The sequence below is a fragment of the Clostridium sp. CM036 genome (assembly GCF_055081135.1).
Genome location: NZ_CM143652.1, coordinates 3,673,760 through 3,697,170 on the forward strand (window position 1 = coordinate 3,673,760; position 23,411 = coordinate 3,697,170).

The following is a 23,411-nucleotide window of genomic DNA, read 5'->3' on the forward strand; positions in this document are numbered from 1 at the left end:
TATTTGAAAGCGGCATTATAAAATTATTATCTATCCAAAAAACAGGAGGAATTTACAATGAGTATGTTTTGTTATCAATGTCAAGAAACTTCAAAGGGCACAGGATGCACATCACGAGGAGTTTGTGGTAAAACAGAGGATTTAGCTAATATGCAGGATTTATTAATATATGTTTTAAAAGGAATATCAATTTATAGCACAAGAGCAAGGGAACTAGGGGTAGAAAATCAAGAAGTAAATAAATTTGTAGTAAATGGATTATTCATGACTATAACAAATGCAAATTTTGATAAAGTTAGATTTATAGAAACAATAACAAAAGCATTAGAATTACGTGAAATAATTAAGGCAGAACTCGTAAATGCTGGTGGAGTAATAGATGGTAAAATACCAGAATGTGCAATATGGACAGGTACTTCTGAAGAATTTGAGAGCAAATCTATGAATGTAGGAGTTCTTAAAACAGAAAATGAAGATGTAAGATCTTTAAGAGAACTTGTAACTTATGGTATCAAAGGAATGGCAGCTTATGCTGATCATGCATATAACTTAGGGTATGAAAACAATGACCTGCATGCATTTATGCAAAAAGGACTTGCACAAACTACTAATGATAACTTATCTGTTGATGAATTAGTTGCATTGGTACTTGAGTGTGGTAAATATGGAGTAGATGCTATGGCACTACTTGATGGAGCTAATACGACTACCTACGGAAATCCAGAAATTACAAAGGTTAATATAGGAACCCGTAATAACCCAGGAATATTAATTAGTGGACATGATTTAAAGGATATGGAAGAATTGTTAAAACAAACAGAAGGTACAGGAGTAGATGTATATACTCATAGTGAAATGTTACCAGCAAACTACTATCCAGCTTTTAAAAAATATGATCAACTTGTAGGTAACTACGGAAATGCGTGGTGGAAACAAAATTCAGAGTTTGAAAGCTTTAATGGACCAATACTAATGACAACAAACTGTATTACTCCTCCAAAGGATTCTTATAAAGAGCGAGTTTATACTACTGGAGCATCTGGATTTCCTTCCATGAACCATATAGCTGATAGGAAAGATGGAACTGCAAAAGATTTTTCAGCTATAATTGAGCATGCAAAAAAATGTAGTGCACCAATTGAAATTGAAAGAGGAGAAATAGTTGGAGGATTTGCTCACAATCAAGTAATAGCATTAGCTGATAAAGTTGTAGAAGCTGTTAAAACAGGAGCAATTAAAAGATTCTTTGTAATGGCTGGTTGTGATGGAAGAATGAAAGGCCGCGAATACTATACTGATTTTGCAAAAGAATTACCAACAGATACAGTTATTTTAACTGCGGGTTGTGCAAAATACAGATACAATAAATTAGAACTTGGAGATATTGGTGGAATTCCTAGAGTCCTAGATGCAGGACAATGTAATGATTCATATTCATTAGTTGTTATTGCAATGAAGCTACAAGAAGTATTTGGACTCGATGATATCAATGAATTACCAATAACATATAATATTGCATGGTATGAGCAAAAAGCTGTAATAGTGTTATTAGCATTACTTCACCTAGGCGTTAAAAATATTCACTTAGGACCAACATTACCAGCATTTTTATCCCCAAATGTTGTCAATGTATTAGTAGAGAACTTTGGAATAGCTGGAATTTCTAGCGTAGAAGAAGATATAAAAATGTTTATGGCTTAAGAAGTTGAACAAGCATCCTAAAAAGGGTGCTTGTACTTATTTAATGACATTTCAGAAGGAAAGTCTCCAATTTCTATAAGTGGGAGTATATGTGCAGCGATCCAGGAGATGATTTAATTACATTGCATAATAAGTTTACATTAATTTAATAGTTAAAAGCAAAATAATAATGATTAATCTTTAAATTAAGTGAAATTCGACAATTTAAGTGGCTATATTTAAATTCTCGAGAATATATTTTAAAAAACCCTTGAATAATTCCAAAATGTATTTTAAACTATAGAAGAGGTAATTTTAACATGAATATTGATTATAAGGTATTAAAATCTCTTAGTAGTAATGTTGTTGTTTCAGAGAAAGACGATAATGTCTATGTTCTTTTTGGTAAAGGAATAGGATTTGGTAAAAAACCTGGTGAACTTATAGCTAAAGGGAGTGCCATAGACCAGAAATTTATTAAAATAGATGATAGTGAAAAAGCTAACTATGTGGAAATCATTCAAAATGTAGAAGGTAAAATATTGGCAGTAGCAGAAGAAATAATTTCTTTTGCGGAAGATAGGTTACAAGAAAAATTAAATTCACATATACATGTTGGTCTAAGCGACCATATTAGTTTTGCAATTAAAAGAATGGAACTTGGAATTAATATAGTTAATCCATTTCTAAATGAAATACAAACATTATACCCTAATGAATATAGCATAGCAGAAAAAGGAACAAAATTTATCAAAGAAAAATTAAATGTGGCTTTGCCAGAAAGTGAAATCGGTTTTATTACTCTTCATATATATTCTGCAAGAGTTAACGAGGAAGTGTCTCAAAGCCTTAAGTATACTAGAATCGTTAAAGAAGTAATGGAATATATCCAAGAGTTACTTGGAATAAAAACTAGTGAAAAATCAATGGAATATGGGAGATTAGTTTCTCATTTAAGGTATGCTTTAGATAGAATAGATAATGATAAGGTTCTAAAAAATGTAATGCTGGGATCTGTTAAAGCTCAGATGAGCGAAGACTTTGAAATTTCTAAGAAAGTATGTGAATTTATATCAGAAAAACTTTCAAAAGAAGTTTGTGAAGATGAAGCTTCATATATTTGTATGCATGTACATAGATTAAAGCAATCAAATTAAAAAACAAAGTTTATAATGTTAGGTGTGTTACTGATTAGATCAGGCATGAGCCATATAAAATGCTAATGAGCATCTTATTAGTTTATGTCTTTTTTTAGAACGTTTTAAAAAGAATGTATAAAGATACTAAAGTAGATAAAGCTACTTTAGTGGATTTTAAAATGTATTTGAAATTCGAAAGATTGCATAAACTAATGTTTATATAATTATTTAAGATTTAAAGTGAAATCTCATAATAAAGAAATTTTAGGTGGATAATAATTAATAATTGAATCTACCTTAGAGAAAGGCGAGGATGATAAAAATGTTTAGTTTTTTAAAAAAGAGCAAAGAAGGAAAGAGTATGATTTTAAAATCTCCAGTTGTGGGAAGATGTTTTGACATATCAGAAATACCTGATGAAGTTTTTTCATCTAAAATGTTAGGTAATGGGATAGGATTTGAATCTACAGAAGGAGTATTATATTCACCAGTTGATGGTGAAATTCTTCAAGTATTCCCTACAAAACATGCCTTAATTTTAAAGAGCAAAGAAGGTATAGAGATACTACTTCACATAGGTATTGATACTGTAGAGATGAAGGGTGAGGGCTTCGAAGCTTTTGCGCAAAAGGGACAACAAGTTAAGGCTGGAGATAAATTATTAACTTTTAATAATGAATTAATAAAAGCTAAAGCTAAAACTAATTTAAGTGTTCTAGTTCTTACAGATAATGAAATAATGGAATCTGTAGAATTTAAGTTAGGGACTGTAGATAAAAATGATGAAGTTATAACAATAAAAATAAAAAAATAGGGAGCGTATATTATGATGGAAAAAAAAGCAATAGTTAAAAGTGAAAGTGGAATACATGCAAGGCCGGCATTATCAGTAGTTAAAGAGGCTTCTAAGTTTAAATCAGAAGTTCTTATAGTAAAAGAGGGCAATGAGTATAATGCAAAAAGTATAGTAGCTATAATGTGTATGGCAGCTGTTAAAGATGATGAAATAACAATAAAAACTACTGGTGATGATGAAGAAGCCGCTGCGGTAGCTATGGTAAAACTTATAGAAGAAGGACTTGGAAAATAGGGGGAATAAGCTATGTTAAAGGCAATAGGTGCATCTCTTGGAATAGCTATAGGCAAAGCATTAGTTATTAGAGAAGAAGTCTTAGAGATAAAGGAAAGCAAGGTAATAGATTCAGAGGTTGAGCTAGCTAGGTTTAATGATGCCTTGCAAGAAGCAATTACTGAACTTGAAAAAATAGTTAAAAATGTAAAAGAAAAGCTAGGCAGTGAGAAGTCAGAAATATTCGAAGCACATTTATGTATGCTTGAGGATCCAGAATTCATAGGATCTATTCAAAAGAAAATAGCAAGCGATAAATTCAATGCTGAATACTCACTACAAACTGTAGCAGCACAAACAGCAGCTATTTTTGAAAATATGGATAATGAATATATGACTGAGAGAGCAGCAGACATTAGAGATGTAAGCAAAAGAGTGTTAAATGTGCTAATGGGTATAAAAGTAGCTTCTATTTCAGAAATTAAAGAAGAGTGTATAATAATAGCAAAGGATCTTACTCCGTCAGATACAGCACAAATTGATAAAGCTAAAGTTTTGGCATTTGTAACTGAAATAGGTGGGAAAACTGCACATACCTCAATTATTGCACGTTCTTTAGAGTTACCAGCAGTCGTAGGTGCAGGTAATGGCATAAGTGAAATTAAAGATGGCGATTTAATTATTGTAGATGGAGAAGAAGGTATAGTTATAATTAATCCTGATGAAGCGACTTTAAACGATTATAAAGAACGCCGAAAAGAATTCATTGAATCTAAACATCAGCTACTTAAATATGCCACTATGAAATCTACTACAATAGATGGCAAAACAGTTGAATTAGCTGCAAATATAGGATCATCGGAAGATTTAGAATCTGTTTTGAAAAATGGTGCAGAAGCTATAGGATTATTTAGAACAGAGTTTTTATATATGTCAAAAGATGCACTTCCAACTGAGGAAGAACAATTTAAGGAATACAAGTCAGTTATTGAAAAAATGGATGGAAAACCTGTTATTATAAGAACCTTAGATATTGGTGGAGACAAGAAATTGAATTACTTACCTATGGACGAGGAAATGAATCCATTTTTAGGATATAGAGCTATAAGACTTTGCCTTGATAGAACAGACGTATTTACAACTCAATTAAGAGCTTTAGTAAGGGCATCTGCATATGGCAAGCTTAAAATCATGTTTCCTATGATATGCAATCTTCAAGAACTTAGAATGGCTAAAAAAATACTCGCGCAGTGTAAAAATGAACTTAAGTCAGAGGGCGTAGTATTTGATGAGAATATTGAAGTGGGTATTATGATAGAAATACCATCAGCTGCAATAATGTCAGATGTATTAGCTAAAGAAGTAGACTTCTTTAGTATAGGTACTAATGATTTAATTCAATATACATTGGCAGTTGATAGAATGAATGAGAAAATATCATATTTATATGATTTTTATCATCCAGCTGTTTTAAGACTTATTAAAATCGTAATAGATAATGGTCACAAGGCAGGAATAAAGGTAAACATGTGTGGTGAAATGGCAGGGGATACAAATCTTATTCCTGTACTACTTGGATTTGGATTAGATGAATTCAGTATGAGTGCCTCTTCAATATTAAGAGCACGTAAAACTGTTACAAATTCTAGCTATGAAGAATGCATAAAGCTATCAGAACCAGTATTATCATTTGGAGATTCAGATGAAATAAAGGAATATATAAAAGCTAATATTAAGGCATAAGGCCTATATTAGTAAATAAGGCTTATACTAACGTATAAGTAATAAAATCAATCGTTTCACTAAAGCAATCTATTCTTAATAAAGGATAGGTTGCTTTTTTGCACTAAAGTTCTATATAATATATTTATGTGAAAAATATTTTAAGGATGCCTTCATAAATGTCCATTATGTAAAGGATGAGATTAGATGATTAAATTAAAAGAGAAACTTATATTTCATATAGATGTTAATTCAGCGTTTCTTTCTTGGAGTGCTACGGATAAACTTAGAAAAGGCTCGGATATTGATTTAAGAGATATAGCCTCGGTAATAGGCGGAGACGCGGAGTCTAGAAGAGGAGTAGTACTCGCAAAATCTATGATAGCTAAAAAAAGTGGAATAATAACAGGAGAGAGTTTATTTACTGCAAGAAAGAAGTGTAAAAACATGATAGTTATATCACCTGACTTTAGGTTATATGAAAGATGTAGTAGAAGTATGAGAGAAATTTTTGGAGACTATACACCTTATGTGGAGAAATTTTCTATAGATGAATGTTTTCTAGATATGACAAGTTATAATACCTCAAAAGAAGCAGCACTCAAGATAGCTTGGGATATTAAGGACAGAATAAAAAATGAACTTGGATTTACAGTAAATGTGGGCATATCAAATGTTAAGCTTCTAGCTAAGATGGCATCTGATTTTGAGAAACCTGATAAAGTGCATACGCTTTATGAAAATGAAATAGAAAAGAAACTGTGGAATCTTCCAGTTGGTGAGCTTTTCATGGTTGGAAAGAGAACCGTTCCTAGGCTTAATAATTTAAACATATTTACTATAGGAGATTTAGCTCAGTATGATGTTGGATTTTTGAAATACCACTTTAAAAGTAGTGGACTTATGATGTGGAAATATGCCAATGGTATAGATAATAGAGAGGTAAAGTCAAATAAACATGAGCTAAAAGGAATAAGCAATTCGACTACATTATCAGAAGATGTTAAAAGTAAAGATGAAGCCTATAAAATATTATTAGCATTAGTAGAGCACACAGCTTCTAGATTAAGAAATATAAAAAAATGCTGTTACTGTATTTGCATAACTATAAGGAATCATGAATTTGTTGATTATTCGCGTAGCACGACTTTAAAAAGTGCTACAGATTCAACGCAGGAAATACTAAAAACAGTAAAAAAACTTTTTGATGAATTATGGAAGGGAGATCCAATAAGACTACTAGGAGTTTCTCTTAATAATCTAAGTGAGGATAATTTCAAACAAATATCAATTTTTGATATTGGTAATGATTCTGATGAAAAGAAAAGGGCAATAGACAAAACTATAGACAGTATTAGACGCAAATATGGTGAAACTTCAGTTATGAAATCAGTATTTCTAAAAAATAAATAGTTTATTAAGTCGCAAAGAGAACAAACATATATTATACACTGTTGTTCTAAATAATAAAAAAATGATATAGACTAGGTAAGAAGTATTATTTGAGAAAATGTAACGGAGGTATATGTAAATATGGATAATCGAGCACTTATACCATTATACCTTAATGAAAATATGATAAATAATTTATATACAATTGTAATACAGGAATTTGCCGAAATCAAAAGTGAAAGTACGAGAAAACAGTTAACTATTAGTACCAATACACCATTATATGAACTTACTTGTGGTAAAATAAGGCAAGGAGATTTAAATGTTCAACTTCTTAATGAATTCTCGTCGCAGAAAATTGAAGAAAGAGTCTCAATTGTAATAACAATACTGTCAAGAATAAAAAATATACTAAATGACCAAAGTTTGTTAAAGGTTATAAATAATGAGAGTGATGTAAAGAATATGAAGGAATTTGATTTTGTTCAGTTTACTAGTGAGTTGTATAAAAATCCAGTTATAGAATATATAGAAGATATGATTAGGGTTATGGAAATGCAATTGGCTTTTTCACCGGAAACTGTGGAGAACGGTGCTGAAAGCCAAGAGCAAAGAGTTAAGAAGCAAGTTTTAAAGGTCTTGAAAGATGATATGGAAAATTGTAAAAGAGAAAAATGTTTAAAATTCATTAGTAGTAATATAGGGACGAGCAATACAAAAGTTGTAGTGCCCTTAGAGATAAAAAATATGGCAGACAATTTAGATTATATTGAAGGTGCTAAAATCACTGTCCTTGGTAAGGTGGTAAGAATTCCAAAGGAAAATGAAATTAATAACTATAGTTTACTAAGTGGCACATACTTTGATTATTTGAATGAAGAGTATTTTAAAGAATTTAAAAATAGATTTCTAAAAGATACAAGTTTAATTAGTGATTATGATAAAAAACAAATAGAAATTACCGGATCTGTGATTGAAATTATACCTATAGCAATGTATATTTAGAATTAAGATTACAGTGAAAATAAAGGGTGAGTGGAATGATTAAAGATAATACTATATTTGTAGGCTTTATGTTTATACCAAATGATGTAAAAGTAATTTTAGACACTTTAAAAAATAATGGATATGAATCTTATATAGTGGGAGGAAGTATACGTGATTCCAAAATCGGGACATCCATGCCCAAGGACTATGATGTAACTACCAATGCCCTACCACAAGAGGTTATCAAACTCTTTGACAAAACTGTGCCTACAGGTATAAAACACGGAACTGTTACTGTTATGATAAATGGAGATGGATACGAAGTTACAACTTACAGAATAGATGGTGAATACTTGGACAATAGAAGACCGGATGGTGTTACTTTTGTTTTAAATTTAAAAGAAGACTTATCAAGACGTGATTTCACTATAAATGCTTTAGCTTTTAATGAGGAAGATGGGCTTATAGATTATTTTGGTGGCACCGAAGATTTAGAGAATAAAATAATTAGAGCCGTAGGCGAGCCTAATAAAAGGTTTCAAGAAGATGCGCTAAGAATGCTTAGAGCTATTCGTTTTTCAGCCAGGTTAGATTTTGAAATAGAAGAAAAAACTTTAGAGGCTATAAAAGCAAATTCGTTACTTATATTAAATGTAAGTAATGAAAGAATTAGAGATGAATTATGCAAAATGATGGTATCTAATAATACTACTAAAGCTTTAAGATTACTTGAAGAGACTAAACTATTAGAGGTCATACTACCAGAGATTCAATTAGCTGTAGGGTTTAATCAGCAAAATCCTCATCATGATAAAGATATATTTGAACATACTTTGTCGGTTGTGGAAAAATGCCCACATTCACTTAATGTGAGAATAGCAGCATTATTACATGACATAGCTAAACCTTACTGTTTCACTATTGACAAAGATGGGATAGGTCATTTTTATGGACATGATAAAAAAGGTGTTATATTATCTGAGCAAATACTAGGGCGTCTTAGATTTGATAATCAAAGTATAAGTGAAATTAGTGTTTTAGTAAAGGAACATATGAATGTGCTTACAAAACCAACAGATGCATCTGTAAAACGTCTTATTAATAGAGTGGGTGTAGATTTAGTATGTGATCTCTTCGCCTTGCAAAGAGCGGATGCACTAGGTTCACGTTTTCCAGAAGTGAGATTAAAAGAAATTAATAAGGTAGAAGAAAAAACATTAGCTATCTTAGAATCTAAAGTTCCACTATCTATAAAAGAACTTGCAATAAACGGTGGAGATTTAATGAGTGAATTTTCTATTAAACCAGGAGAAAAAATAGGTGATATGCTTAGATTTCTTTTAGATAAAGTATTAGAAAATCCGCAATTGAATAGTAAAGAGAAACTTTTAGCTATAATTTATGATGAATATGTAAAGTGAAAAACTAAAATCGAAGACTACTCTTCTCCTATTTCTTCAAGTAAAGGTTCTTTACTTCCCTTATTTTTCATAGTTTTTAGAATCATAGGTATTAAATCCTTTATAGGAGTTCCTTCAATAGGTGAAATATCAAAATGTAATGCTCCATTTGCTTCAAAGAGTGTTAGAAGCTCTTGAATAGTATCTCCTTCGAATATAGATATGCATAATAGTATGAACTTTCTCTGGAAATGATTTCAGGTCGCACAGGGGAAAGTTATACGGATGCATTTTTTTTTATCCTAGGAGATTTCCTTTTGAGTTATTATGAAAATTTGGTATAAAACATTTACTTAGGCACAAAATAATACATGAGAGAAGGTGTAGTGTTTGAAAGCTAGTGAAATAATTACTGTACTAAATGAAAATGGTGAGAAAGTCGACTTAGAACTGATCGATGCTATTAAAATGGATGGAAATGAATATGTGATAGTTGGTCCTAAAGATTCGGATGAGGCATATGCTTACAAGTCAGTTGTAGTTAATGGAGAAACAGAATACTTGTCCATAGGACAGGGCCAAGAGTTTAAAAAAGTATTACAGAAGTTTAGCGAGCAGTAATACTGCGGTGGCAGAGGCAACATATTTAGAAGTATGTAGTAATAATAAGTAATTAGGAGGAGTATATATGAAGAGTCGTGAAGAAGCTAAGAAGGAAAATTTACGTGATTATATTAAGAAAGATACAAAAACACAAAATGGACATTCTAAAAATCAAATTATTCAAACCGTTGAAGAAAGCGCATATAACGAAAGTGTTTTTGAAACCAAAAAAAATGGATATTAGGTACATGAAAAAAAATAAATAATAAAAGATACATTAATAAAAAGAGCAGGTGTTTGTTATCTAAGCTATGATAGTATATAGTTTAAATAAAGGTTAGCTTGCTCTTTTTGTTATAATAACAAAATGTGATGTAAATAAAAAAATATCAATAATAGATAGAAAGGACTTAATATATGATAAAAATGTTTGAAGAATTTGAGAGGCATTTAATGGAAGATGATAAGCCGTCTATATATTTCGATAAAATAATAAATAATAAGATCATCTTTAATGAATATCCATATACATTGTTAAGTCGTTTAGTAGATATTCCCCAATCTCCACAGTATCACCCAGAAGGAAATGTATGGATTCACACAATGTTAGTTGTGGATAATGCAGCAAAAGTAAAGGAGAAAAGTGAATGTCCTAGAGCGTTTATGTGGGGGGCATTATTACATGATTTAGGGAAAGCACCTACTACAAAAATCAGGAAAGGAAAAATAACGTCTTATGACCATGACAAGGTTGGTGAAGATCTTAGCATAAAATTTCTTGAAGCGCTTACAGATGAGGTCGAATTAATTAATCAAGTTTCAGCTTTAGTTAGATGGCATATGCAAACTCTTTTTGTAAACAAAAAATTACCTTTTGGGGATATGAAAAACATGTCGCAAGAAATATCTTTTAAAGAAATTGCCTTATTATCACAGTGTGATAGACTTGGTAGAGGGGAAATCAGTGAGGATAAAGTTAAAGAGGAGAAAGAAAATATTAAATCTTTTATTCGCACTTGTGAAGAGTATTTATCGCGCTCAAAATAATTTACATAGATTAAGCACTAAATTACTTTGTGAGTTTAACGAGTATAGTATAAAAAGGATTTATTTTTATGGAAAAACCTATGATATACTAATAAAGTATGCAACAAATAAAATTCATTGAATTTACGAAGTTTGGAGATGATTACAGTGAGGTATGAAGGAACAGTATACAGACCACCAAGTGAGGCCTACAGTCTTATACTGCAAGTTACAATCGGATGTTCACATAATGCGTGCAGCTTTTGCAATATGTACAAAGATAAGAAGTTTAGAATACGTGATTTAAAAGATATTATGGTTGATTTACAGCATGCTAAATCAACATATAGGGTAGTTAAAAAGATATTTCTAGCAGATGGAGATGCTTTAGTTATTGAAACTAATAAATTGAAATTGATTTTATTAAAAATAAGAGAATTGTTCCCTCAGTGTGAAAGAGTAGGGATTTATGCTGCTCCTAGTGATATTTTGAGAAAATCTTTAGCGGATCTTAGGCAGCTTAAGGATCTTGGCGTTGGGATTGTGTATCTAGGTGTTGAATCTGGAAGTAATGAAATATTAAAAAGTATAAATAAGGGCGTAACTGCTGAGGAAATGATTATTGCAGGCTGCAAGGTTAAAGAAAGTGGGATAAAGTTATCCACTACCTTGATTTCAGGAATAGGTGGCACAGAAAAAATAAGTGAACATGCAATAGAATCGGCTAAACTTATAAGCGCTATAAACCCAGATTATGTAGGATTTTTAACTTTAATGTTAGAGAGGGGAACCCCTATATATGAGGATGTACAGAACGGGACTTTTCATATATTAACGCCAGAACAAATAATGTATGAGATGAGAGAGTTCCTTAAAAATGTAGAAGTTGCTAACTGTGTTTTCAGAAGCAATCATGCTTCAAATTATATGGCACTTTCTGGAACATTGCCACAAGATAAGAATCAGTTAGTGGGAGACATTGACCTTGTACTGAAAGGAAAATATAGGTATAGGCAAGAGGAATACAGAAGACTATAAAACGACTTTCCTCAGAATTTGGTAAAACAAAAAAGGGTGTGGATGTTATGAAGGAAAAAATCATTAGGCTACTTAAGGACAGTGGAAATAATTTTGTGTCTGGTCAAAAAATTAGTGAAGATTTAGGCGTTAGCCGTGCAGCTATTTGGAAACATATAAATATAATTAAAGAGGATGGCTACGAAGTTGAAGCAATTTCAAGAAAGGGTTATAGAATAATTTCCTCACCGGATATACTTACATTTGAGGAAATTAAAAATTTTTTAAGTACGAAATACATAGGTAGAAATATTATTCACTATGATTCTATAGGGTCAACTAACTCTAAAGCTAAAGAGCTTGCGGAGACAAAGCAAGATCACGGCACAGTTATAATAAGTGAAGAACAAACATTAGGACGTGGAAGGCTCGGACGAAATTGGGTATCTCCAAAGCACAAGGGCATATGGATGTCCATAATACTTAGACCAAATATTAACACAGAAAATATATCACAAATAACCCTACTTGGGGCAGCAGCAGTTCAAAAAGCTATTATGAAAATGGGAATTAAAACTAGTATTAAGTGGCCTAACGATATAGTATTTGATGGTAAAAAAGTATGTGGTATATTAACAGAAATGAGTGGTGAAGTAGATCATATTAATTATCTAGTTATGGGAATTGGTATAAATGTAAATTTGGAAAAAGAAGATATACCAATTGATCTAAAAGATGTGGCTACGTCTATAAAGCTTGCGAGTGGTAAATACATGGAGAGGAAGCTTTTGCTTGCCAACATATTAAACATTTTTGAGGAGCTATATAGTGATTTTGTCCAAAATGGAAATATAGAAGAAACTATACAGATTTGCAGAAAAAATTCCATGCTTATAGGTAAAGAAATCCAATTGATTAATAGAGGAAAAGTAACAACAGCTAAGGCAATAGATATAAGTGATCAAGGAGAATTAGTAATTGAAAATTACAAAGGGATAGTAGAATATATTGTTTCAGGAGAAGTTTCTATAAGAGGAATTTCCGGATATAGTAAATAAACTGATGTTTCATATGTTTAAGGGATAATGTAGGATAATTTCCTTTTGAAATGTTATTTAATCTATATTTTTATATAGACAGTATAGCTAGATTAACGGTATAATGTGGTTATTAAGGTTGAAAGGAGAATAGACATGGAAGAAAATAAAATTATAACAATGTTAGATGAAGATGGAGCAAAGGTTGATTTTGAATTAATCGAAATTATTGAGTTAGATGAAAATAAATATGCTTTATTAGCTCCTATAGGAGAAGAAGATGATGCTTTTGTCTATAAAATAGAAGTGGTTGATGGTAAAGAGCAATATATTGCAGTAGAAGATGAAGAAGAATTTGAAAGAGTTTTAGAAGAATATGATTCATCTTTTGAGGAATAAATAGTAGACCAATAACCCAATAAATCGGTAAGGTTTATTGGGTTTTTACTATAAATTTATAATTTTTTTAGATATTAAAAATTATTGTAGTAACTGGAGGAGGTGAAATTTTGAATTTAGTAGAAATTAATATGGAAGCACTTATAGAAACAATTTCGCATGTTGATGACAATTTAGGGAAAAGCTTTCTAGACACAGCTACTGGTGAGGTTATATATATTCCTACAGAAGTAAGTGTAGCATTAGAAAATGGGACTTTAAAAGAAGATACATTTGATAAGTGGTTAAAAGAATTTGTCATCACCGCTATACTTATTAGCGAAGATGAGGTTAATAGATATTTAAGCACTCCTCTAATAGATGAAGACTTTTATATAAGTGCAATGAAAAAATATGTTAATAGTATAATTAGTAATTCAGATTTAAAGCTAGAATTAAAAAGGGCACTAATAAGTGAAGAACCTATAAAAAGTTTTAAACATATTCTAATGGATAAACCAAATGCAACAGATGGATGGTATGAATATGAAGATAAATGCATAGAAGAATTTGTTAGAACATGGTTAATGTCAATTGGTATTGAATTAAAGTATTTAAATTAAAGCAACCTATTTGTTGGAGGTATATATATGTTAGTATATGAAGTAGCAATAAGGCTCGCGCTTGCAGTTTTAGTTGGTGGCTTAATTGGATATGAGAGAGAATATAAGAATAGACCAGCTGGTTTTAGAACTCATATATTAGTATGTCTAGGCGCGGCAGTTACCTCAATGATACAATTATATTCAATTCAAGAAACAACTAATATGATACTGCGGCACCCAGAACTCCAAAATGTCATGAAAGCAGATATTGGAAGACTTGGGGCGCAAGTTATATCGGGAGTAGGATTCTTAGGGGCAGGGACTATTATACATGAGAAGGGATCAGTAAAAGGACTTACTACTGCAGCAAGTTTATGGACTGTGGCATGTATTGGACTTGCAGTTGGTCAAGGTTATTATACTTTAAGTATATTATCAACTATATTTGTTTTTATAGTATTAGTATTTCTTAAGACTTTTGAAGCTAAGTTATTTAAAAACATTAATATTCTTAAAATAGAAATTCAATACGTTAACAAGAAAAACATGGTGGAAAAATTAGAACAGTACTTTGATGGTATGGGCATAAAAGTTAAAAATATAGATTTTTCAATTGATGAGGAAGATGAAAATCCAGATTACAGCACAACAATGTATACAATTTTAGCACCCAGACATATAAAGAGCAGTGGGATTGTGCAAAAACTATGTGCTTTTGAAGAAATATACAAAGCAACTATATTATAAGAGAAAAATAATAAGTGTACTTATTTATAAATTACATATATTAGCGAAATCTCAATTAACAAGATAAAAATCAATGTGTAAATAAGTTTTTTAAATTTATTCATTATTATCACCCCATTTATATTGTATGTTAAAAGAGACGATAAAATAATCAAATCATCGCCTGCGGAGCTGGAATATTAATGACTTCAGAAGGTGATTTATACTCCAATTTATAGAAGTGGGAGACTTTCCTTCTGAAATGCCGTTAAAAGTAAATATACGCGAAAAAAGAGCACTTATTAATAAGTGCTCTTTTGATTTAACAAATCTATCTTCTAGATTTAGCTACTTCAATATTTACTTTTCTACTATTTAATTTCTTACCTGAACTATTGTTTAGAATAGAATCTACTAAGTTCGCAGGAACATCTAAGAAAGAAAATTTATCTAAAATATCAATGCGGCCAAGTTCATTTTTATTAATGTTAGCAGTCTCGCATAGGAAAGATATAATATCTTTAGTCATAACTTCATCCATTCTTCCTATAGATAAGAATAGTCTAACATTATCTGTAGTTGTAGTTGTAGCATCATCTGCATAGTTATAGTTAACTTCTTTATCAAAAATAATTTTGATTAGGGAAGCAGCTACATCTTCATCACCAAATTCTTTTATAAGATTTTGTCCTAGTGGAAGAAAGTTTTCATATAAATTTTCTTTTAGAACTAATTTTATAGAATCTAAAATAGTTTCTGATTTTGCAGCGAATATATCTGTTATAGTAGGTACAGTTTTTTTAGCGATGATACTTTTAGTATCACGTTCAATTTGTCTTATAGCAGATGCTTCTCGTCTTGTAATAAGACTATAAGCTGTGCCTTCTTTACCAGCTCTACCTGTTCTACCAATTCTATGTATATATGATTCGCTATCTTGTGGTAAATCATAGTTTATTACATGAGTAACATTTTCAACGTCGATTCCTCTTGCAGCTACATCTGTTGCAATTAAGAAATTCAGATTACCATCTTTGAATTTTTTAAGAGTATTCATTCTTTGACTTTGTTTCATGTCTCCGTGCATACCTTCTACTGTATAACCTCTAGGTTGTAATGCATCAACTAATTCATCTACACCCTTCTTAGTTTTACAGAATAGTATACAAGTCTTAGGAGCATCAACGTCAAGAATTCTACATAATGATTCAAATTTATTTTTTGGGTTTACTTCATAATAATATTGTTCAATCTTAGAAACAGTCAAAGATTTCTTTTCTATTGCAATAAGCTTTGTTTCAGGATGCATATATTTTTTTGACAATATTTTAATAGCTCTTGGCATAGTAGCTGAGAAAAGTAAAGTCTGTCTATCTTCACTTAAATTACTTATAATGCTTTCAATATCTTCAATAAAGCCCATGTTTAACATTTCGTCAGCTTCATCTAAAACAAGAAACTTAGCATTAGCGAGTTTTAAAGTGCCTTTTCTAATATGATCTAATAATCTTCCTGGAGTTCCAACTACAATATCTACTCCTCTTTTTAAAGCGGATATTTGTCTATCAATAGATTGGCCACCATAGATTGGTAATATTTTAATTCTTTCATGTCTTGCAATACGTGAAAGTTCTTCAGCAACTTGGACAGCAAGTTCTCTTGTTGGAGACATTATTATTGCTTGAACTTTTCCATTTGGTCTTTCCATTAGGCTTAAAATAGGTGCACCAAAGGCTAATGTTTTACCAGTTCCTGTTTGAGCTTGACCTATAATATCAAAGCCATCTAGTACAACTGGAATAGCTTTTGCTTGAATATCAGATGGATATTCAAATTTTAGATCTTGTATAGCGTGGAGTACGGATTCGCTTAGTCCTAGTTCATCAAATTTAAGTTTGTCAATTTTGTTCATTAAAATTCCTCTTTCTTCTCATAAAGTATCAAATACATCTTATTATTACAAAAATATATACAAAATAATAAATATTAAATCAAAAAAGCAAATTCAAATTGCTTTTTTATAATTATTTAAAAAAATTCCTCAAAATTGAGTTCTTCTCAATAACATAAATAAGAGGCAATCCAATTCCATAACAGCAGACTAATTCTCCCCATGCAACTTGCAGCATACAAACTATAAGGGGCATGTCATTAACATATAAAAGCTTTAACAGTATGCCTATAATAATGGCATTAACTACTACAGCCGGTAATGGAGCAAGTATTCTTTTGAATTTAAGTTTGCTTTTACCAATATAGTAAGTTGAAATCGCAGCTATAAGCGTTGCAAGGGAACCGAAAACCATATCCATAATACCTAGTGGACTTATAATATTAGAAACTATACAACCAATTAGCAGCCCAGGAATAGAAAAGGATGCAAAATAAGGTAAAATAGTAAGTCCTTCAGCGATACGATATTGAATAACTCCAAAGCTGAAAAACGATAAGCTTAGAGTTAAGGCTACATAAATAGCAGCCACCATTGCTGCAAAAACGATCTTTCTTATTTTTACAGACATAGTTCCTTCATTTAATTTAATATTCATTTTTGTGCCTCCGTAGTTTTATTTTAAGACAGGATGGTTACGAACTGTCTATGAGTATTTGACTCGAATCTTTATTTTACTCCATATTTCGCAATTAGTCAATAGGGCTTTCAGATTTTCTGAGGTTGTAGGGGATTAATTCTAGTTTTAAATACGTTGAAATTATGGTCTAAAATAGTTAAAAGTATGATATAGTTAAAATATATATGAATTTGTTTTTTGAAGTTAGTATTACAGCTTCGCAGGTGATGATTTAATAACATAGTTTTTGGTTAAAGGAGAATATGATGAGTAAAGAAATTTTTAATACAAAACAAACACAATTAAGTAATGGTATTAAACTTATTACTATTAAAAAGGATAGTCAAATTTCAGCAGTTCATGTTGGAGTAAACATAGGTTCTCTTTTTGAAGAAAAAAATGAAAAGGGAATAGCACATTTTATAGAACACATGCTTTTTAAAGGAACTGAGGGTAGAACTAACGAAGAACTAAACAGCAATCTAGAAAATTTAGGTGGGGAATATAATGCATACACGGATTTTAATTGTACAGTATATACTGCTACAATTTTAAATGAAGAATTAGAGAACTCGTTAACACTTCTCGGAGATATGCTATTAAATTCAACCTTTCCAATTGATGAAATTGAAAAGGAAAGGGGTGTAATACTCGCTGAAATTAGAACGATTAATGATGACATTGAAGATTTAAGCTTTAAGAGAATTAATGAAATTGCTTTTAAATATAGTCCACTTAGAGAAGATACTATTGGTAGCGAAAATATTATAAAAAAAGTTACAAGAAAGCAACTTGTTGATTTTTATAACAAATATTACTTGCCTAATAATTCATTCATATCTATTGTATCGTCGTTTGAACATGAGGATATAATAAACATGGTTAACAAATATTTTGGTGATTGGACAAAGAGGAAATTTGAAAAGAAAAAAATAACTTTTGAACATCATAAGTCTATAAAAAAAATCTCATATAAAAAAGAAATTGAGCAATGCACTATACTGTATTTATATACCTTTAATGGACTATCTAAAGATGAGGAATTAGCACTTAGAATATTAAACTATAAATTTGGAGAAAGTTCTAATTCTATATTATTTAGAGAACTTCGAGAAGAAAGAGGATTGTCATATGATGTTTACACTCATTTAGATACTTCAAATAACGTTAAAATATTATATATTTATACATCGGTGTCAGAAGAAAATGTAGAGGAAGCAATCGATGTAATAGATACTGCTATTAAAGATATTGAAAGTAAAAAAATAGTTTTTGACGATAATACGATAGCCTTGATGAAAAAAATAATGAAAACTGCTATAGCTTCAACCTTAGAGGACTCAACAGACCTTGGAAGTTATGTAATACATCAAGCTATGGACGATGAAGATATATATCAGTTTACTGATGATATGGATAACATGGAGAATATTAAAAGTGAAGACCTATATAATATTTCAAGAAAAGTATTGCAGGAGCCAACAATTCACATATTTTTACCAGAAAAGAGAGTGTAAAATTGAGTAGTATTATAACAAAAATTGAAATACAAAAAAAAAATAAGCGGAGAGTTAACATCTATATGGATGGCGAATATACATTTGCTTGTGATGCAGAACTTATATATATCCATAATATTACAAAAGGTAGAGTTATGGACAAACAGAATTTAGAAGATATAGCTAGTGAAGATAATTATATTAAGGGGAAAACCTGCGCACTTCACTTTTTGGAGAGAAGCAATAAATCGGCTAAACAAGTAGTTGATAAATTAACGATAAAGGAATTTGATACTAAAACTATAGATAGAGTACTGGAGTTTTTAAAGCGGTATGATTTTATTGATGATAAGCGGTTTGTTGAATTATTTATAAAAGAAAAAATCAGGTCTAGTGGTAAAAATAAAATAAAGTTTGCTTTATTAAAAAAATCTCTTCCAAAAGAATTAATTAAAGAAGAACTTAATAAGATAACTAATGAGCAACAGCTCGAAACAGCTTTGAAATTAGGCGAAAAAAAAATCGTCACAATATCTAAGAGTGAGAAGGATACAAAAAAACTTTATAAAAAAACATCAGACTATTTAGCTCGCAGTGGATATGATTACGAAATAATTAAAGAGGTTTTGGCTAAGATAACTGAAAATGACAAAGGAGAGGAATCATGCGATAATGCGCCCTCCGAAGATACTTATCAAGAAGATTATGATAAATTATACGAGTTAGCTAGTAAAAGATACAGCATATTAATCAAGTCAGAATCGCACAAAATAAAGCTATATAAAAAGCTAGGAGACTATCTTTTAAGAAGAGGATTCCAGTGGGATCAAATTAAAAAAGTATTAAAAGATTTAATTAATGGCACAGAAGATATTGTTAATGAAAGCGGTGATAGGAGTGTTTAAAGAGCCCGTAAGCTTAATTTTACTGTTATTATTTATATACCCAATAATTAAGGGGTTTATATATAAATTCTCATCGGAACATTTAAAAGGCGGCATTGAGGGAGTTTTTCAAAGTATATCTTTTTTGCTTTCTTTATGTCTAGGTATTTATTATACGAAAAAAGTGCTTATTCAGCACAATGAAGGTATGTATGAGAAAATATATAAAAGTATACCAATGAATGTTATAGGGTTTATTAATAGCAAACCATTAGTGATTTATATATTAATAATGCCAATAGTGATATTAATAATTTATAGTGTTATAAATTTTGTAATTAGTATTATTTCTCACATTACTTTTTATCCTTTATTTGATAGCATAGAGCGCAAAGTAAGGCAAAAAAGTGTTTTATTTAATAGAATTATAGGTGCAGTATTTCAGTTGCCTAAAGCAATATGTTATGTAATTGTTATTACTTTCATATTTAATTTTCTATCACTTCTTAATATAACTGATACATATAATAAGTATTTGGAAGAATCACAAGTATATAATTATATATCCAAAGAGGTAGTTATTCCATTGACTAATTCAAAGCTTGCAAAAAAGCTTCCGAATGTTGTAGATAACTCTTTTAAAATTGTAGTAAAAGAGGCTTCTACTTTAGAACCTAATTTACAAAACAAGCCAAAAGGTATAATTTATTACAATGGTATTACTCTGGATCAAGGGGTTAAGTCTAATGATGAAATTAATAAGTTTGCAATTACCCTGGCTGAAGGTAAAAGTGGAACAAGGGAGAGAGCAAGGGTTATTTATAAATGGGTAGGTAGTGAAATAGCTTATAGCGATGAAAAAGCAAATAGAATATTAAATAACGATTTAGAAGCGAAATCGGGTGCCATCCCAACTTTTAACTCGAAAAGTGGTATATGTTTTGATTATGCATGTCTATATGTAGCTATGTGCAGAGCTAATAATATAAAGGTGAGAATTATAACAGGCCAAGGATTCAACGGAAGTAATTGGGTTAGCCATGCTTGGAATCAAGTATATATAGAGGAAGAAAACACCTGGATTAATGTAGATCCAACATTTTTAATTGGTGGGGATTATTATGATAGTAAAAGATTTGATATAGACCATAAAGGAGAGAATATAGCTGGAGAATGGTAATAGAATAGCTCCCTAAGTTTTAGGGAGCTATTCTATAGCTTTTTAATAATAAATTAATGGCTTTTTCGCAATCTGTATCTTCATTATTTAATGACCAAGCTGTATTGAAATAATATAATGCTTTTTGCTTGTTAACACACATAGCATAGCAGTAAGCTAAGTTGAAAAAATATTTGCTTTCACGGCGCAGGCTTATAGCAGCATGCAATAAAGGTATTGCCTTTTCGTATTTTTTTAAGTGAATAAAACATACTGCGGTATTATAAAGTGAACCAGCCTCATTATCTTTCATTTCTGCGGATTTTTTATAGAGAATTATTGCTCTATTATAATCTTTAGTATTGTATATTTCGTTAGCTTTTTGAAAGTATTCCATTATTATCCTCCTTGTAATTCTCCGAAGAATTATAAATTTGTTATTCTAAATACTGTCCAAGGGTTTTAAAATGTATTCATTTAAGTGGAATTTTATTTGTTTTTATTAACCACTTTTTTTTCGAAAAGTGCAACCATTTCATACATAAGATAAGCTAAGATAGAAAGTATTACTATGCTCATCATTACCATATCTAGTTGGGAAACTTGACCACCATAGATTATTAAAAATCCTAAACCTTCTTTAGCCACTAAGAACTCACCCATAATTACGCCCACCCATGAGAGGCCTACATTGATCTTAAGTGCAGAAATAAAAGCTCCAATAGATGAAGGAATAATTAGATTAATTAATATTTGGTATTTAGAAGCTCCGAAGGTTTTTAAAAGTTTAATTTTATCTTCATCCACTTCTCTAAAACCGCTTAGTATGCTAATTATGGTTACAACTATTGATATTAAAAGCGCGATTACTATTATTGCCTTTACCCCGTTGCCTACCCAAAATATAATAATAGGTGCAAGAGCTACTTTAGGCAAGGCATTTAATACTATTAAGTATGGATCCAAAACTTTTGAAACAAAATCGGACCACCACAATAAGACTGCAATTAAGGCCCCTAATATGGTTCCAAGTAAAAAACCTGTTATTGTTTCAAAACATGTTACTGATATATGAGTTAGCAGTGTACCTTCATTATATATTTGTATAAAGGAATTATACATTTTTGACGGTGTGCTTGTTAAAAAGGAATCAATCCATTTAAGTCTGCCAGCTATTTCCCAAAGGCTAAAAAAAACAATTAGTATTATTATCCTTGTGAAAATAATAGTGTATTTCTCTCTTTTTACATTTTTGATATAATTCTTTTGCTCATCACTTTGAATCAGCATTGCTATTCAACTCCTTCCAAATTTCATTGAAGTAAACTCTGAAATTTGGAGCTTCTCGACGCTTGAGAGGACAAGGGAAATCTTCTCCAAATTCAATATTCATCTCTTTAACGATTACAGCAGGTCGATTTGAAAGGATAATAATTTCATCTGACATAGCGATAGCTTCAGAAATATCATGAGTTACCATTATAGTAGTCTTTTTTTCTTTTTTTATAATTTCATAAACTTCATCACTAATGTTTAATCTAGTTTGGTAGTCTAAAGCTGAGAAAGGCTCATCTAAAAGAAGGACTTCGGGGCTTAAAGCTAGGGTGCGAATTAAAGCAACTCTTTGGCGCATGCCTCCGGATAATTCTCTAGGATGATGATTTCTAAATTCCCAGAGACCATAGCTTATTAAAATATTTTTTACCATTTCCTTATTGTCATCTGTAATACGGTGGTTAATTTTGAGACCCAAAAGTACATTGTCCCATATGGTTAACCAGTCGAATAATTGATCCTTTTGAAACATATATCCAATTTTTGAAAGGCTTGAGCTATCATCATGACTTTTAATTACTATTTCGCCATATGACGGAGTAATTAAGCCTGCTATTATATTTAACAGCGTAGATTTCCCACAGCCAGAAGGGCCTACAATACTTAAAAAGTGACCTTCTTCTACACTAAATGAGATATGCTTTAAAGCAGGAGTTTCTGCAGTTAAAGAGTGATAATTCATGCATATATTATTAATTTCTACTTTAATCACTTTGTCATCCCCTTGAGAGTTATAGTTTAGTATATGAGGGTAGATAATGTATTGTTAACGACATTTCAGAAGGGTCACCCACTTACTTAAGTAGGAATATACATCTATAATAAAAATAAGAGTTAAGTAGAAATATAAAACGCCTTCTGAAGTCGTTAATATTGCAGCATCGCAGATGATGATTAACAACATTTCAGAAGGGTCACCCACCTACTTAAGTAGGAATATACATACTATAATAAAAATAAGAGTTAAGTAGAAATATAAAACCCCTTCTGAAGTCGTTAATATTGCAGCATCGCAGATGATGATTAACGATATTTCAGAAGGAAAGCCACCCACTTATATAAATACCATAATAAATAGATAGGGATGTACATACTATAATAAAGAAAAATTAGGTTGAAAATATTATGGTTATTGAGTTATAATTTTATATACTTATGTTTTAATATTATACAAATACAATTA

24 protein-coding genes are annotated in these 23,411 nt (G+C 30.6%); 19 read left to right on the top strand and 5 right to left on the bottom strand.

Annotated elements, in window-relative coordinates; genetic code table 11:
- The first annotated feature begins 57 nt into the window (after positions 1-57).
- The 16 genes from hcp to ACWJKE_RS17510 all read left to right on the top strand — a co-directional run bounded on the left by hcp (position 58) and on the right by ACWJKE_RS17510 (position 14,802).
- Positions 58-1,701: a hydroxylamine reductase gene (gene hcp / locus ACWJKE_RS17435; protein ID WP_216302002.1), complete on the top strand. Its 1,644-nt coding sequence runs from the start codon at positions 58-60 to the stop codon at positions 1,699-1,701.
- Positions 1,702-2,000: 299 nt separating this feature from the next.
- Positions 2,001-2,837 (top strand): PRD domain-containing protein, encoded by an 837-nt coding sequence (locus ACWJKE_RS17440; protein ID WP_216302003.1) that lies wholly within the window; start codon positions 2,001-2,003, stop codon positions 2,835-2,837.
- Between the two features lie 304 nt (positions 2,838-3,141).
- The gene (locus tag ACWJKE_RS17445; protein WP_165411712.1) at positions 3,142-3,633 is read left to right on the top strand and encodes a PTS sugar transporter subunit IIA; all 492 of its coding nucleotides are present in this window, start codon (positions 3,142-3,144) and stop codon (positions 3,631-3,633) included.
- Positions 3,634-3,645: 12 nt separating this feature from the next.
- Positions 3,646-3,909, top strand: a complete 264-nt coding sequence (locus ACWJKE_RS17450; RefSeq protein ID WP_216302004.1) for an HPr family phosphocarrier protein — start codon at positions 3,646-3,648, stop codon at positions 3,907-3,909.
- Between the two features lie 12 nt (positions 3,910-3,921).
- Positions 3,922-5,631, top strand: coding sequence for a phosphoenolpyruvate--protein phosphotransferase (gene ptsP, locus ACWJKE_RS17455; RefSeq protein ID WP_216302005.1), 1,710 nt, complete (start codon positions 3,922-3,924; stop codon positions 5,629-5,631).
- A gap of 186 nt (positions 5,632-5,817) precedes the next feature.
- Entirely contained in the window at positions 5,818-7,023 is a 1,206-nt protein-coding gene (locus ACWJKE_RS17460; RefSeq protein ID WP_216302006.1) for a DNA polymerase Y family protein, read from the top strand.
- Between the two features lie 120 nt (positions 7,024-7,143).
- Complete coding sequence (locus ACWJKE_RS17465) at positions 7,144-8,007, top strand: DUF6414 family protein (RefSeq protein ID WP_165411716.1); 864 nt, start codon at positions 7,144-7,146, stop codon at positions 8,005-8,007.
- 35 nt (positions 8,008-8,042) lie between these two features.
- Positions 8,043-9,410, top strand: a complete 1,368-nt coding sequence (locus tag ACWJKE_RS17470; RefSeq protein WP_462959053.1) for a CCA tRNA nucleotidyltransferase — start codon at positions 8,043-8,045, stop codon at positions 9,408-9,410.
- 369 nt (positions 9,411-9,779) lie between these two features.
- Positions 9,780-10,010 carry a DUF1292 domain-containing protein gene (locus tag ACWJKE_RS17475; protein WP_165411717.1) on the top strand — a complete coding sequence of 77 codons (231 nt, stop codon included), beginning with the start codon at positions 9,780-9,782 and terminating at the stop codon, positions 10,008-10,010.
- A gap of 67 nt (positions 10,011-10,077) precedes the next feature.
- Positions 10,078-10,236 carry a hypothetical protein gene (locus ACWJKE_RS17480; protein WP_165411718.1) on the top strand — a complete coding sequence of 53 codons (159 nt, stop codon included), beginning with the start codon at positions 10,078-10,080 and terminating at the stop codon, positions 10,234-10,236.
- Between the two features lie 173 nt (positions 10,237-10,409).
- On the top strand, positions 10,410-11,039 hold the full coding sequence (locus ACWJKE_RS17485) for an HD domain-containing protein (RefSeq protein ID WP_216302007.1): 630 nt from the start codon (positions 10,410-10,412) through the stop codon (positions 11,037-11,039).
- Between the two features lie 147 nt (positions 11,040-11,186).
- On the top strand, positions 11,187-12,056 hold the full coding sequence (locus tag ACWJKE_RS17490; protein ID WP_220286035.1) for a radical SAM protein: 870 nt from the start codon (positions 11,187-11,189) through the stop codon (positions 12,054-12,056).
- A 47-nt stretch (positions 12,057-12,103) separates the two neighbouring features.
- Positions 12,104-13,093 carry a biotin--[acetyl-CoA-carboxylase] ligase gene (locus ACWJKE_RS17495; RefSeq protein WP_216302009.1) on the top strand — a complete coding sequence of 330 codons (990 nt, stop codon included), beginning with the start codon at positions 12,104-12,106 and terminating at the stop codon, positions 13,091-13,093.
- 135 nt (positions 13,094-13,228) lie between these two features.
- Positions 13,229-13,471: a DUF1292 domain-containing protein gene (locus ACWJKE_RS17500; RefSeq protein WP_216302010.1), complete on the top strand. Its 243-nt coding sequence runs from the start codon at positions 13,229-13,231 to the stop codon at positions 13,469-13,471.
- Between the two features lie 110 nt (positions 13,472-13,581).
- The gene (locus tag ACWJKE_RS17505; protein ID WP_220286034.1) at positions 13,582-14,073 is read left to right on the top strand and encodes a UPF0158 family protein; all 492 of its coding nucleotides are present in this window, start codon (positions 13,582-13,584) and stop codon (positions 14,071-14,073) included.
- A gap of 27 nt (positions 14,074-14,100) precedes the next feature.
- Positions 14,101-14,802: an MgtC/SapB family protein gene (locus tag ACWJKE_RS17510; RefSeq protein ID WP_165411724.1), complete on the top strand. Its 702-nt coding sequence runs from the start codon at positions 14,101-14,103 to the stop codon at positions 14,800-14,802.
- Positions 14,803-15,112: 310 nt separating this feature from the next.
- Here the strand turns inward: ACWJKE_RS17510 and ACWJKE_RS17515 are convergent, their stop codons facing one another.
- Both ACWJKE_RS17515 and ACWJKE_RS17520 read right to left on the bottom strand, forming a co-directional pair.
- Positions 15,113-16,684, bottom strand: coding sequence for a DEAD/DEAH box helicase (locus ACWJKE_RS17515; protein ID WP_216302048.1), 1,572 nt, complete (start codon positions 16,682-16,684; stop codon positions 15,113-15,115).
- A 121-nt stretch (positions 16,685-16,805) separates the two neighbouring features.
- Entirely contained in the window at positions 16,806-17,330 is a 525-nt protein-coding gene (locus ACWJKE_RS17520) for a QueT transporter family protein (protein WP_187351392.1), read from the bottom strand.
- A gap of 287 nt (positions 17,331-17,617) precedes the next feature.
- Between ACWJKE_RS17520 and ACWJKE_RS17525 the strand changes: the two genes are divergently transcribed.
- The 3 genes from ACWJKE_RS17525 to ACWJKE_RS17535 are packed head-to-tail and all read left to right on the top strand — an operon-like array spanning position 17,618 to position 20,914.
- Positions 17,618-18,868 (top strand): M16 family metallopeptidase, encoded by a 1,251-nt coding sequence (locus ACWJKE_RS17525; RefSeq protein ID WP_216302012.1) that lies wholly within the window; start codon positions 17,618-17,620, stop codon positions 18,866-18,868.
- 2 nt (positions 18,869-18,870) lie between these two features.
- Positions 18,871-19,755, top strand: a complete 885-nt coding sequence (recX, locus tag ACWJKE_RS17530) for a recombination regulator RecX (protein ID WP_258876395.1) — start codon at positions 18,871-18,873, stop codon at positions 19,753-19,755.
- Positions 19,709-20,914: a transglutaminase domain-containing protein gene (locus ACWJKE_RS17535; protein ID WP_462959054.1), complete on the top strand. Its 1,206-nt coding sequence runs from the start codon at positions 19,709-19,711 to the stop codon at positions 20,912-20,914. Before recX ends, ACWJKE_RS17535 begins: the two co-directional genes overlap by 47 nt.
- Positions 20,915-20,933: 19 nt before the next feature.
- On the opposite strand, the gene ACWJKE_RS17540 is transcribed toward ACWJKE_RS17535, so the two are convergent.
- The 3 genes from ACWJKE_RS17540 to ACWJKE_RS17550 all read right to left on the bottom strand — a co-directional run bounded on the left by ACWJKE_RS17540 (position 20,934) and on the right by ACWJKE_RS17550 (position 22,910).
- Complete coding sequence (locus tag ACWJKE_RS17540; protein WP_216302014.1) at positions 20,934-21,290, bottom strand: tetratricopeptide repeat protein; 357 nt, start codon at positions 21,288-21,290, stop codon at positions 20,934-20,936.
- 92 nt (positions 21,291-21,382) lie between these two features.
- Positions 21,383-22,183, bottom strand: a complete 801-nt coding sequence (locus tag ACWJKE_RS17545) for an ABC transporter permease (protein WP_216302015.1) — start codon at positions 22,181-22,183, stop codon at positions 21,383-21,385.
- On the bottom strand, positions 22,167-22,910 hold the full coding sequence (locus ACWJKE_RS17550) for an ABC transporter ATP-binding protein (protein ID WP_253198096.1): 744 nt from the start codon (positions 22,908-22,910) through the stop codon (positions 22,167-22,169). Before ACWJKE_RS17550 ends, ACWJKE_RS17545 begins: the two co-directional genes overlap by 17 nt.
- Positions 22,911-23,411: the final 501 nt, after the last annotated feature.